The sequence below is a fragment of the Ruthenibacterium lactatiformans genome, assembly GCF_000949455.1.
Lineage (GTDB): Bacteria > Bacillota > Clostridia > Oscillospirales > Ruminococcaceae > Ruthenibacterium > Ruthenibacterium lactatiformans.
In genome coordinates, this window is sequence record NZ_JXXK01000012.1 from 42,624 (window position 1) to 54,806 (window position 12,183).

The 12,183-nt window shown below is 60.6% G+C and carries 10 protein-coding genes and 1 riboswitch; of the genes, 2 read left to right on the forward strand and 8 right to left on the reverse strand.

Translation table 11 applies throughout. From position 1 onward, the window contains the following. Nucleotides 1–6: 6 nt before the first annotated feature. The 4 genes from cbiQ to TQ39_RS09810 all read right to left on the reverse strand — a co-directional run bounded on the left by cbiQ (nt 7) and on the right by TQ39_RS09810 (nt 3,352). On the reverse strand, nt 7–906 hold the full coding sequence (cbiQ, locus tag TQ39_RS09795; RefSeq protein WP_050005405.1) for a cobalt ECF transporter T component CbiQ: 900 nt from the start codon (nt 904–906) through the stop codon (nt 7–9). A 77-nt stretch (nt 907–983) separates the two neighbouring features. Then, nucleotides 984–1,301 carry an energy-coupling factor ABC transporter substrate-binding protein gene (locus tag TQ39_RS09800; protein WP_050005406.1) on the reverse strand — a complete coding sequence of 106 codons (318 nt, stop codon included), beginning with the start codon at nt 1,299–1,301 and terminating at the stop codon, nt 984–986. Further along, complete coding sequence (locus tag TQ39_RS09805; protein ID WP_050005407.1) at nt 1,298–2,050, reverse strand: energy-coupling factor ABC transporter permease; 753 nt, start codon at nt 2,048–2,050, stop codon at nt 1,298–1,300. Before TQ39_RS09805 ends, TQ39_RS09800 begins: the two co-directional genes overlap by 4 nt. Nucleotides 2,051–2,208: 158 nt before the next feature. Beyond that, nucleotides 2,209–2,404, reverse strand: a riboswitch (cobalamin riboswitch). A gap of 96 nt (nt 2,405–2,500) precedes the next feature. Next, nucleotides 2,501–3,352, reverse strand: a complete 852-nt coding sequence (locus TQ39_RS09810; RefSeq protein WP_156146263.1) for a helix-turn-helix transcriptional regulator — start codon at nt 3,350–3,352, stop codon at nt 2,501–2,503. A gap of 171 nt (nt 3,353–3,523) precedes the next feature. On the opposite strand from TQ39_RS09810, the gene TQ39_RS09815 reads away from it, so the two are divergent. After that, nucleotides 3,524–5,323 carry an ABC transporter ATP-binding protein gene (locus TQ39_RS09815; RefSeq protein WP_050005409.1) on the forward strand — a complete coding sequence of 600 codons (1,800 nt, stop codon included), beginning with the start codon at nt 3,524–3,526 and terminating at the stop codon, nt 5,321–5,323. Nucleotides 5,324–5,325: 2 nt separating this feature from the next. Further along, nucleotides 5,326–7,089, forward strand: a complete 1,764-nt coding sequence (locus TQ39_RS09820) for an ABC transporter ATP-binding protein (RefSeq protein WP_009322517.1) — start codon at nt 5,326–5,328, stop codon at nt 7,087–7,089. 75 nt (nt 7,090–7,164) lie between these two features. Here TQ39_RS09820 and kdpC read toward each other — a convergent pair whose 3' ends face one another. From kdpC to TQ39_RS21975, 4 genes are all read right to left on the reverse strand, one after another. Continuing rightward, nucleotides 7,165–7,833, reverse strand: coding sequence for a potassium-transporting ATPase subunit KdpC (gene kdpC, locus TQ39_RS09825; RefSeq protein WP_050005410.1), 669 nt, complete (start codon nt 7,831–7,833; stop codon nt 7,165–7,167). A 12-nt stretch (nt 7,834–7,845) separates the two neighbouring features. Further along, nucleotides 7,846–9,897, reverse strand: coding sequence for a potassium-transporting ATPase subunit KdpB (gene kdpB, locus TQ39_RS09830; protein ID WP_050005411.1), 2,052 nt, complete (start codon nt 9,895–9,897; stop codon nt 7,846–7,848). Between the two features lie 180 nt (nt 9,898–10,077). Beyond that, nucleotides 10,078–11,835, reverse strand: coding sequence for a potassium-transporting ATPase subunit KdpA (locus TQ39_RS09835; protein ID WP_009322514.1), 1,758 nt, complete (start codon nt 11,833–11,835; stop codon nt 10,078–10,080). A gap of 41 nt (nt 11,836–11,876) precedes the next feature. Then, a complete protein-coding gene (locus tag TQ39_RS21975; protein ID WP_082052197.1) occupies nt 11,877–11,954 on the reverse strand; it encodes a potassium-transporting ATPase subunit F in 78 nt (25 codons plus the stop codon). Nucleotides 11,955–12,183: the final 229 nt, after the last annotated feature.

A 12,183-nucleotide genomic window follows, 5' to 3' on the forward strand; every position in this document is an offset into this window, starting at 1 on the left:
GCCGTGTCATGCGCCGCACACAAGCGCCAGCACCATGCCCGCCGTCAATGCGCCGCACACAAGCGCGTGCGGCGCGCGCACGGGCTTTTCCCGCGTCAAAAAACGGATGCCGCCGTCATAGCAGCGGCTCTCCATCGCGTCAAAGCACGCCTGCGCCCGCCGGAAGCTGTGCGCCAGCAGCCCGCCGTATACCCGGCCCGTCGTGCGCAGGCTGCGCACCGGCCCGGCATAGCCCAGGCGGCTGGCGGCGGCGTCCCGCATGCTGCGGAACGTGGCGAACAAAATAAAGATGTAGCGGTAGATCAATACCGCCAGATCGCCCACGACCTCCGGCACGCGGGCGCGCCGCAGCGCATCCAGCAATTCCGGCACGGGGGTGGACAGGCTGAGAAAATACAAGCAGCCCACCGCGCCCAGCGCCCGCGCCATAACGAGCCGGGCCGCCGTTTGCGCCGGGGCGCGCAGGACAAAATACCCGCCCAGAAACGGGACGTTTGCCACGCCGCCGGGCGCAGACGCGTATTCCCACAGCAGCGCAATACCGCTCAGCAGCAAAAATGTAGCAGGCGCGCCCAGCAGCGACAGATAGGCGCGCGGGCGTACGCCGCCCGCCGCCGTTAACGCGGACGCTGCAAAAAACAACGCCAGCGGCGGCCACGGGGTGCGCGCCAGCAGGCACAGCGCCAGCAAGGCCGCGCAGCACCAAAGCTTCAGGCCCGGGTTTACCGTCAAAAAGCGGGAACGCCGCGCCAGCACGTCCACCGTCAGCGCCGCGCCGTGCGTGTGGCCGTGCAGCAGCAGCAGCGCGCCGCCCAGCGCTAAGGAAGCTGCAGCCGGCCAAGGGCCGGGCAGCGCGCCGGCCGTCAGGCTCCATGCCACAAAGCCCCCAAGCAGGGCGTTGAACATATTCCCACCTCCTGCCGGACTTTTTGAAAAAGCATGTTCACCGGGAGCCCCCGCGCAAAGCGGCGGGTGAAAGAGCCTCATTCCACGGACTGTGCGGAATATTTTTTACGCGCGGCAAAATAGCCGAAGCCGTAGGCCAGCACGCCCACGCCCACGCCCGTCTGGATGCAAAACAGCAGGCTCTCGATCTCTCCGGGCAGCTCGCCGCCGAGCAGTGTTTCCAAAACCGGCGTGAACCACGGCTCATATGCTTCACCCTGAATCTCCTCCACCATCCGGCTTCCGGCGTCATCGCTGCCGCCGAACTCCGCGCCCGGCGCAAGGAAGAAGGGCACGACAGCCAGTACCAGCACAGCGGCCAGCAGCGCCAAAACGGTTTTTGTATTCCTGCTCACTGCAATCCCTCCTTCAAAAAGCCGATCTCCCGCAGCTCGGGCCTGGCACAGCTTTCCAGCCCCATCACCACCAGAACGGTCAAGATGCCCTCGATCGCGGCCAGCGGCAGCTGCGTGGGCGCGAAAACGCCCAAAAAGCGCACCGCGCTGGCTGCCGCGCCGCCTTCCGCAGCGGGATAGGCCATCGCAAGCTGCAGGCTTGTGACGCAGTATGTAAACAGATCGCCCAGAGACGCCGCCAGAAATATCGCCAGCTTACGGTTCACACGCGCCTTTTTGCACAGGGCATAAACACCCCAGGAGACCAGAGGCCCGGCGATGGCCATGCTGAAGGTATTGGCCCCCAGCGTGGTGAGGCCGCCGTGGGCAAGCAGCACCGCCTGGAACACCAGCACGATGAGCCCCAGCACCGCAGCGTAAGCCGGGCCAAACAGAATGGCGGCCAGGCCGGTGCCCGTCATGTGGCTGCAGCTGCCTGTGACGGACGGGAGCTTGAGCGACGAGATGACAAAAATAAACGCGCCGGACATCGCCAGCAGCAGCAGGGCCTTGCGCTGCGCTTGCACCGTGCGGCGCAGCCGGACCACACCTGCCGCCAGGAACGGAAGGCACAGCGCCCCCCATGCCGCACAGTATGCCGGCGGAAGATACCCTTCCATGATGTGCATGGCATAGGCGCTTTGCGGTACAAACAAAACGCCGCCCATGACCACAGAAAACGCCAAAAATCGTTTTTCACGCCTGGTCATTGAACATTCCTCCTGTTTCTTTTGTTGTGCGCCGCAAAAAAACCGGGCCTTTCTCATTTATGAGAAAGGCCCGGTCAAACAAAGTGTCCTAAAAAACGGCGCACCCTGATTTTTACCGCGCAGGCGTTTTGTCCGTCCGCCGCGCGTCCCTGCCCTTCCGGCAGCATCGCCGCAGGGCAGGTCTTCCGGCTTGGGCGTCAGCGCCCCGGCTTCGTCTTCCCGTGTGTACCCACAGTGACGTTTTGAAGCCGGAACTGTTCCCTTACGGCGGCGGTCCCGCACAGGTCTTGCACCTGTTTCCCTATTCTCCCGGCCGCCTCACAGCGGCCGGGCACCCTGCAGCATTTTGCTTATTCACAGTAACACAGTTTTCGCTCCGGCGCAAGCGCGGAGAAACAACCCGTCAAAAAACTTCCAAAGCCATGGCTTTTTTACCAAGCGCACAGGGCGTTATGCGCCTTTGCGCCGCTGCCCGTCCTGTGCGCCCCACAGGGCGCCGGTGCGGCTTTTGCGGTACTGGCTCGGCGTCTGCCGGAACCGTTCCTGGAACACACGGTTGAACGTCCGCAGGCTGTCGAAGCCGGATTCCATGCTCACCTCCAGCATGCTCAGCTCCGTTGCAGCCAGCAGGTCGCGGGCGCAGTCCAGCCGCAGGGCGTTCACATATTCCCGGAAGCTGGTGTGCAGCCGCGCGGAGAACACGTGCGACAGGTGATATTTGCTGACGCCCAGCTCCTTTGCAATGTGCTCCAGCGAGAGCGGCTGACGGAAGTTCCGCATGATATAGCGCACCACGCTGCTCGTCAGATCCATGGCTTTCGGCTCCGGCGCCGGCTCCAGTGAGAGTTCGGGCAGAACGTGCGCCAGGATCAAATGGAGCAGCGCGCGGGAAATGCTGCTGTCCGCCCCGGTACACCGGCAGCGGTAAAGGCTGTGCAGGGCGTACAGCACATCCGGGTCCAGCGCTTTCCCGCACAGGTACGGCCGGCGGGGGCGGCACTGCGTCAGGCTGGGGAAATAATCGCCCATCAGAGACGTGCCGCAGACGGCCATCATATACCGGCTGTCCGCTTCCCGGCACTGGTAGCTGTGCACCGTGTTGGGAAACACCACCGCCAGTTCTCCCGCCTTCAGCTCACGAAATTCCCCGTCTATCCCAACGCAGACGCAGCCGCTCTGCACCAGAAAAAGCTCCAGTTCACCATGCAGATGGGAGGGGAAATTGAGCCGTTTGCCCATCTCCACCTGAAGCTCGCGTCCGCTTCGTTCCTCGTAATAAGCATAGGCTTTTCGTTTTTCCATATATGCCTCCCACGGGATGCCCCAAAACGCAATATTTGGCCACAAAACGATTCCTTCTGTCCGGTATTATATCATACCGGATGATATAATACAGCCAAATAAAGCACAAAAACCGGAATGATTTTTCGTCGTCCGGCGCTTTTGAATTTTACAGGTTAGAAGGTCTTTACAATGCAACAGCTGCAATGGCTTTCCGGCTGCATGAAGGACAAACGGAAATGGTTCTGGCTGGCGATGGCGCTGGCCGTTGTCTCGGCGGGGCTGTGCGTGGTGTTCCCGTTCATCACGCAGCAGATCACGGACCGGGTGCTGGTGGGGCAAACGCTGCCGGACGGTTCCGTGCAGCGCCAGACACAGCTGCTCGTCCCGCTGGTGTGCGTTATGATCGGCGCGCAGCTTTTGCGCTCGTGCGTACGCTACGGCATGACGGCGTCTCTGGAATATGTGTCCCAGAACGTCCAGCAGGACATCCGCCGCCATTTGTACGACAACCTGTGCACCCAGGACGCGGGCTTTTATACGCGGTACCGCACGGGCGACCTGATGACGCGCCTGACGGGCGATCTGGACATGGTGCGCCACACGGTGTGCTGGATCTCGTACAACGCGGTGGAGAGCACCTGCCTGTTTCTGTTTTCCATGACATATCTGTTCAGTGTGAACGCCGCGCTGACGCTCCTTCTGCTGGCCGTTGCCCCGGTGATCCTTGCATGCTCGTTCCTGTTTTCGCGCACGGTGTATCCTCTGTATGCGTCCCTGCGGGAAAAGCTGTCCCGCATGAACTCGGTGGCGCAGGAAAACATCGCGGGCAACAAAACGGTGCGCGCGTTCGTGCGCGAGGCCTATGAAAACGAAAAATTCGAGAACTGCAACGAAGAATACCGCCAGGCAAACCTCAAGGCCAACTTTCACTGGCTGAAATTCTTCCCCTACATCGAGGGCTGCGCCCAGCTTATGGGGCTTTTGTCTGTGCTCTTCGGCGGTCTGTTCATCATCCAGGGAAAAATGACGGCCGGCGACCTCGCCGCCTTTTCGCTGATGTCTTGGGGCCTGTCGGAGCCGATGCGCGCGCTGGGCACCTACCTGAACGATTTTCAGCGGTTCCTCACCTCCGCCGCAAAGGTCATTGAAATTTATTTTGCCCGCACGCGGATCGAGAACCCCGAGCACGGGCGCACCGAGGGCGAATGCCGCGGCAGCGTGGAGTTCCGCGGCGTTACCGTCGCTTACCCCCACAACAGCGCCCCCACGCTGAAGGACGTCAGCTTTTCCGTAACGCAGGGGCAGACGCTGGCCATACTGGGCGCCACAGGCAGCGGCAAAACCACGCTGGTGGACGCCGTCACGCGCATGCTGGACGTCAGCGGCGGCACGGTGCTGGTGGACGGCGTGGACGTGCGCCTGTGGGACCTTCAGGCGCTGCGGCGGCGCATCGGCATGGCGACGCAGCGCGTGCAGCTCTATTCCGACACTGTCAGCAGCAACATCGCGTACAGCGCGCCCGACGACATCTCCGAAGACGACGTCGCCCTGTACGCCCGCCTCGCAGCCGCTGATTTCATCTGCTCGCTGCCCGAGGGCTTCGACACCATCATCGGCGAGCAGGGCACCGGGCTTTCCGGCGGCCAGAAGCAGCGCATCGCCCTGGCCCGCGCGCTGGCAAAGCAGCCTGAGATCCTGATCCTGGACGACACCACCTCGGCGGTCGACCTGGAGACCGAAAAACAGCTGCGCAAAAATCTTCAGGAGCTTCCCTATCCCTGTACAAAAATCATTGTTGCGCAGCGCATTTCCGCTGTGCGCAGCGCGGACCAGATACTCGTATTGCAGGACGGGCGCATCGCGCAGCGCGGCACCCATGAACAGCTCGCGGCCTGTGAGGGCTATTACCGCGACATCTGCCTGCTGCAGGGCGTGCAGGGAATGCCCGACGCGCCCGCGGCAAACGCCCCGGCAAAGGAGGTGCGCTGACCATGGCAAAACGGAACACCTTCGGCGTGGACGAAACGCTGGAAAGCACTTTCAGCTGGGAAATGATCCGGCGCTGCTTTGTGTACATCCGCCGGGAGGGACGCCTGTTCCTGCGCGCGTTCGTGCTGCAGGCGCTGGCCATGGTGGCGGGCCTGTGCGGGCCGCTGTTCTCGGCCCGCGTGCTGGACGAGGCCGTGCCCGCGGGGAACATCCCCATGGTGCTGGCCTGCTGCGCGCTCATGCTGGCGTGTATCGCCGTCAACATTCTGTTCACCACATTGTCCAGCCGGTGCGTCAACGTCATCGGCCAGAACATCGTCCATGACCTGCGGCGCGACCTGTACGAGCACCTGCAGAAGCTTTCCTTCTCCTATTTCGACAGCCGTCCCCACGGAAAAATTCTCGTGCGTGTCATCAACTACGTCAACTCGGTGGCCAACATCCTGTCCAACGGGCTCATCAGCCTGTTCCTGCAGATGTTCAACCTGGTGTTCATTGTTATTTTCATGCTGCGCATGGACGCGCGCCTGGCGTGCGTCGTGCTGGCGGGGCTGCCGTTCGCCGTCGGGTTCATCCTGTTCATCAAGCCCATGCAGCGCAGAGGGTGGCAGGCGTACTCCAACAAAAGCAGCAATATGAACGCCTACCTCAACGAGAGCATCACCTGCATGAAGATCACCCAGCTTTTCGCGCGGGAGCAGTACAACGCCGACGTGTACGACGGCCTGCTGCGCGATTCCAAACGCGCCTGGTACAGCGCCGTCGTGCCGTCCATGGCCGTTTCCCCTGTTATCGATCTCATCAGCCGCAGCGTGACGGTGGCCATCATCGTATACGGCATCTTTGCCGCCAAGCCCGCCGTTACCGTGGGCGTGCTGCTGGCCATGATGAACTACGCCTCCCAGTTCTGGGGGCCCATCAACCAGCTTGCCAACATCTACAACAACTTCATCAACAACGTGGCATATCTGGAGCGTATCTTTGAGATGATCGACGAACCGGTCGAGGTGCAGGACGCCCCCGGCGCCGCAGTGCTGCCGGAGATCCGCGGCGATGTGGAGTTCCACGACGTCTCTTTCGCCTATGAAAAGGATATCCTTGTGCTCAAGCATGTGAATTTTCATGTGAAGCAGGGCGAGAGCGTGGCTCTGGTGGGCCACACGGGCAGCGGAAAAACAACCATCATCAACCTGCTCAGCCGTTTTTACAACTGCACCGAAGGCCGGGTGACCATTGACGGCGTGGATATCTCCGGCGTGACGCTGGCTTCGCTGCGTGCCCAGATGGGGCTGATGATGCAGGAGAGCTTCGTATTTACAGGCACCGTGATGGACAATCTGCGCTACGGCAATCTTGCCGCCGGCGACGAAGAGCTCATCCGCGCGGCCGAGCTTGTGTGCGCGGACGGCTTTATCCGGGCGCTGCCTCACGGCTACGACACCGTGCTCACCGAGGGCGGGGCCATGCTCTCCCAGGGGGAAAAGCAGCTTCTTGCTCTGGCGCGCACCATGGCGTCCGACCCGAAGATCCTCATCCTGGACGAAGCCACCAGCAGCGTGGATACCAAAACGGAACGCGAGCTGCAGGAGGGTGTGAACCGCATGCTCAAGGGACGCACCTCCTTCATTGTCGCACACCGGCTCTCCACCATCCGTGCCTGCAACAAAATCATGTACATCGACCACGGCGAGATCGCGGAATGCGGAACCCATGAGGAGCTGCTGGCGCGCAAGGGCCTGTACTGGCAGCTCTGCCAGGAGATGTGACCGGCCGCCCCGCGGGCGCCGTATACAGCAACCGCCGCCCCGTTTCGGGGCGGCGGTTTTTTGCTTCTGCCGCGTTTATTTTTCCGTTTCCGAAATCAGCCCCATCGCCAGCGCGATGTCCAGGTTGACGCCCAGCACGTTCACGGTCTCCTCCCCGAACACGCCCAGCAGTTTTTCCTCGGTGTTGTCCGCAACGATCTGCGCAAGCCGTTCCGGGCTGAGCCCTGAAGCCTCTGCAATGGCGGGAAGCTGCACCTGCGCGGCGGCGGGCGAGATGTGCGGGTCAAGGCCCGAGCCCGAGGCCGTCATCAGGTCGGCCGGGATATCCTCCCGCGCCACGCCGGGATTTTCCGCCAAAAACGCCTCGATGTCGGCTTCCACACGCTGTGTCAGCGCAGGGTTGCTGGGCGCGTAATTGTTGGAACCGGAGCCCAGCCCCGCAAATTCGCTGCCGTCGTTGTAGAACCGGCTGCCCTGTTCGTCTGTGTAATAGGTGTTGTAGTGATAGGCGGAGGGCCGCCCCTTCATGAAATAGGCCTCGGTGAACTCCTGTCCCACCAGCTTCGCACCCACAGCCTTGCCGTTGGCGGTCACCAGGCTGCCGCCCGCCTGATGCGGGAAAAGCAGGCCGGAAAGGCCGCTCAGAAGCACCGGAAATACAAATCCGCACAAAAGCAGCAGGACCAGCGTGACCACGAGAGCCTGACGGATATTGCGGAGCATTGCTTTTTTATTCGCGTCCATGCATATTCCTCCTTAAAAGCCCCAAAGCGCCAAAAGCGGATGGATGAGCATATCTATGAGCTTGATGCCTGCGAAGGGAGCGATCACACCGCCCAGGCCGTAAAGCATCATATTCCGGGCAAGCATCCTGCCGGATGACATCGGGCGGTACTTTACGCCCCTGAGCGCCAACGGTATCAGGCATGGAATGATGATGGCATTGAAAATGAGCGCGGAAAGAATGGCGCTGTGCGGCGTTGCCAGGTCCATGATGTTGAGCACACCCAGCTGCGGGATCGCCATCATAAACATAGCGGGGATGATTGCGAAGTATTTTGCGATGTCGTTGGCGATGGAAAAAGTCGTAAGGCTGCCGCGGGTAATAAGCAGCTGCTTGCCGATCTCCACCACCTCCAAAATTTTCGTGGGGTCGCTGTCCAGGTCCACCATATTTGCGGCCTCTTTGGCGGCGGCGGTACCGCTGTTCATCGCAAGGCCTACGTTTGCCTGCGCCAGAGCGGGCGCGTCGTTGGTGCCGTCGCCCGTCATGGCAACGATCTTGCCCTCGGCCTGTTCTTTTTTGATCAATGCGATCTTGTCTTCGGGCTTGCACTCGGCAATGAAGCCGTCCACGCCTGCCTCCTTGGCGATCGTGGCGGCGGTAAGCGGGTTGTCGCCCGTGCACATAATGGTTTTGATGCCGATGGCACGCAGGCGCTTAAAACGCTCGGCCATGCCCGCCTTTACCGTGTCCTTTAAATAAATGACGCCCAAAATCCGGCTGTCCTCGCAGACAGCCAGCGGTGTGCCGCCCAGAGCGGACACCTCGGCAACGCGCCGGGCAAGGTCCTCCGGCACCTTGCCGCCCATTTCGCAAACGTATTTCTCAATGGCGTCGGACGCCCCCTTGCGTACGCTCCGGCCGCCGGGCAGGTCCACACCGCTCATGCGTGTCTGAGCGGTAAACGCAATGAAGCGCGCGCCCTGCGGCTCCCCGCAGTCCTCCCCCTGAAGGCGGGCCAGAGCCAGTGTGGACTTACCCTCCGGCGTGCCGTCGTGCAGGCTCGTCAGCGCGGCACAGCGCACCAGCTCCTCCCGGCACGCGCCGCCCACGGGGAAAAAGTCCGCCGCAAGGCGGTTGCCGTAGGTAATCGTTCCGGTCTTATCCAAAATCATCGTGTCCACGTCGCCGCATGCCTCCACGGCTTTGCCGGACATGGCGATGACGTTAAAGCGCGTCACGCGGTCCATCCCGGCGATTCCGATGGCGGACAGCAGGCCGCCGATGGTGGTCGGGATCAGGCAGACCATCAGGGCGATCAGTGTGGAAGTCTGGAGCTGCACGCCGGAATACAGGGCGATGGGATACAGTGTGACGATGACGATCAGAAAAATAACGGTGAGCGACACCAGCAGTGTGTTCAGCGCGATCTCATTGGGCGTTTTTTTGCGGGAAGCGCCCTCCACCAGAGCGATCATGCGGTCCAGAAAGCTGTCGCCTGGGTCGGACGTGATGCGCACCTTCAGCCAGTCGGACACCACCGTGGTGCCGCCGGTTACAGAGCTGAAATCGCCGCCTGCCTCGCGCACCACCGGTGCGGATTCGCCGGTGATGGCGGATTCATCCACCGAGGCGATGCCCTCGATGACCTCGCCGTCGCCCGGGATGACCCCGCCCGCGGACACCATCACCACATCGCCCTTCTTCAGTTCGCTGGACGGCACCATCCTTTCGCCTCCGTCTGCACCAAGCAGGCGTGCCTGTGTGTCTTTTTTTGTTTTCTTCAGGCTGGCGGCCTGCGCTTTTCCGCGCCCCTCCGCCACTGATTCGGCAAAGTTTGCAAACAGCACCGTAACGAACAGAATGGCCGACACAATACTGTTGTAAACGCGCGCGTTCGGCGTCGTGTCTCCCAGCAGGCCGGGCGCGAAGGAGAGCACCAGCGAGATCACAAACCCGATCTCCACAACGAACATCACCGGATTTTTCATCATATAGCGCGGGTCCAGCTTTGTAAACGCCCCGACCACGGCCTGCCGCATGATCTCCGGTGTGATCATCTTTTGCTTGCGGTTCTTACTCATAGCTCTGAAAATCCTCCTTAGGGGTTGTTTGAAAATAGCAGGAACGCTGTATTTCCCGCAAGGATCGAGCAGTTACAAGGCCAAAAGCGCAGGAATACCTGCTGTATTCCGAGGATTTGGGACGCAGTAAACGTCAGTTCCTGTTGGGAAAGGCAGCTTTTTTGATTTTTCAAACCGCTCTTAGCCCCACAGAGCCAGATGCTCTGCAACGGGGCCCAATGCCAGCGCTGGAAAAAATGTCAGCGCGGCAAAAATGTATACGACGAAAACCAGGATAACGGAAAACGAAACCGTGTCCGTCCGCAGCGTGCCGGCCGATTCATTGACAAAGTTCTTTTTCATCAGCGACCCGGCAATGGCCAACTGGATGACGATGGAAAGGTACCGGCCGAAGAACATGGCCAGACCGGCGGTGATATTCCAGAAACAGGTATTATCCGCCAGGCCCTCAAAACCGGAACCGTTGTTGGCGGCGGAGGAGGCATATTCATACAGCACCTGGCTCAGGCCGTGAAAGCCCGGATTGGTGATGCCCTCCCGCCCGGCTGCGGTGCCCACTGCCAGCGCGGAAAACGCAAGGATGAGCAGCGGGTGGATGATGATGCACAGCGCGGTGAGCTTCATTTCCCGGCCTTCGATCTTTTTGCCCAGGTATTCCGGCGTGCGCCCGATCATCAGGCCGCAGATGAACACTGCCAGAATGGCGTACAGGATCATATTCATCAGACCGACGCCCTTGCCGCCGAATACTACGTTCAGCATCATGTGCAGCAGAGGGATCATGCCGCCCAGCGGCGTCAGGGTGTCGTGCATATTGTTCACCGTACCGGTCGTAAAAGAGGTCGTGACGGTGGTGAACATCGCCGACTGCGCAATACCGAAGCGGACCTCCTTGCCCTCCATACTGCCCATGGCCTGGTCCAGGCCGATATCCGCCAACGCCGGGTTGCCCTGGCTCTCGGCCCAGAAGCATACGCTCAGGCCGATGACGAACAGGATGCCCATGGCGGCAAAAATGCTGCGTCCCTCGCGGCCGTAGATGGCCGCGGAAAGGCCGCCGCGCGCACGCAGGCCGCCTGCCCTTTGCATGCCGTCCGCCGCTTCCTGCCTGCGGGCGTGCACCATTTTACCGAAGGTGATGACGCATGCGCCGGGCAGGAGCATCATGGAATACAGCTCGATCAGGTTTGAGAGCATCGTGGGGTTTTCCAGCGGCGTAGACGAGTTTGCGCCCAGGAAGCCGCCGCCGTTCGTGCCCAGATGCTTGATGATCTCCAGCGCGGCGATGGGGCCCATGGCAATGACCTGAAATGTGCCCTCCAGTGTCTCCACCACAACATTGCCTTCAAAATTCTGCGGCACGCCCTGCCATACCAGCAGCAAGCCGCCCACAATGGAAAACGGCAGCAGGATACGGGTGGTGATGCGCACCAGGTCCGCAAAAAAATTGCCCACGTCGTTTTTTGTCCTGCCTGCAAGGCCGCGGATGAACGCAACGCAGGCAGCATATCCGCTTGCGGCGGACACGAACATCATAAAAATGATGACCAGCATCTGAGACAGGTAGGAAAGCCCGGACTCACCGGAATAGTGCTGGAGATTCGTGTTCGTCATGAAGCTGATAATGGTATTGAATGCCAGCGTGGGCTCCATATTCTCAATATTGTTCGGGTTGAAAAGCCCTGCGCTCTGCACGCGCAGGATCAGATACCCGATGAACACCATCACGGCGTTCGTCCCCAGCAGAGCCAGGGCATACTGTTTCCAGTTCATCCCCTTCCCGGGGTCCACTCCGCTGATTTTATAGATCGCTCCGTCCACACGGTCAAAGACGGGGTCTGCAAAAGTGTGTTTCCCCGCCGCGATGTGATACAGATACACACCCGCGGGAATGACAATGAGCAAATAAATGCTCACTGTCAGTGCAAGCTGTAGCATGACAAGCTCCTCCTGTTTATCTCAGTTTCGCTCACAGCGAATCAAAATTTTTCCGGATGTACCAATGCATAGATCAGATAGCAGCCCAGCAGCAGCACGATCCCACCCAGTACCAGCATTTATGTATCCTCCTTGCGGCCTTTTTCCCCGCGCTCACTCCGCGGCGTCCACCTGCTTCTGGCACCATTTTGCCAAAAGCCATACAAGCCCGAAGCAGGCCAGCAATGTTCCGACCATCAGAACATCCATCATAATCCATTCCCTTCCTTCCCTTATCGCGGTATGCCTCATTATAGGGCATAAGCTGTAAGTGTGCGCTTAACGTTCGCCGCCGGATGTTAAGGTTGC

Bases quoted from the DNA above. Each gene is read 5' to 3' on its own strand.
- TQ39_RS09810 (WP_156146263.1), bottom strand. From the start codon at position 3,352: ATGGAAAAACGAAAAGCCTATGCTTATTACGAGGAACGAAGCGGACGC.
- kdpC (WP_050005410.1), bottom strand. From the start codon at position 7,833: ATGGACGCGAATAAAAAAGCAATGCTCCGCAATATCCGTCAGGCTCTC.
- TQ39_RS21975 (WP_082052197.1), bottom strand. From the start codon at position 11,954: ATGCTGGTACTGGGTGGGATCGTGCTGCTGCTGGGCTGCTATCTGATC.
- TQ39_RS09815 (WP_050005409.1), top strand. From the start codon at position 3,524: ATGCAACAGCTGCAATGGCTTTCCGGCTGCATGAAGGACAAACGGAAA.
- kdpB (WP_050005411.1), bottom strand. From the start codon at position 9,897: ATGAGTAAGAACCGCAAGCAAAAGATGATCACACCGGAGATCATGCGG.
- TQ39_RS09835 (WP_009322514.1), bottom strand. From the start codon at position 11,835: ATGCTACAGCTTGCACTGACAGTGAGCATTTATTTGCTCATTGTCATT.
- TQ39_RS09805 (WP_050005407.1), bottom strand. From the start codon at position 2,050: ATGACCAGGCGTGAAAAACGATTTTTGGCGTTTTCTGTGGTCATGGGC.
- cbiQ (WP_050005405.1), bottom strand. From the start codon at position 906: ATGTTCAACGCCCTGCTTGGGGGCTTTGTGGCATGGAGCCTGACGGCC.
- TQ39_RS09820 (WP_009322517.1), top strand. From the start codon at position 5,326: ATGGCAAAACGGAACACCTTCGGCGTGGACGAAACGCTGGAAAGCACT.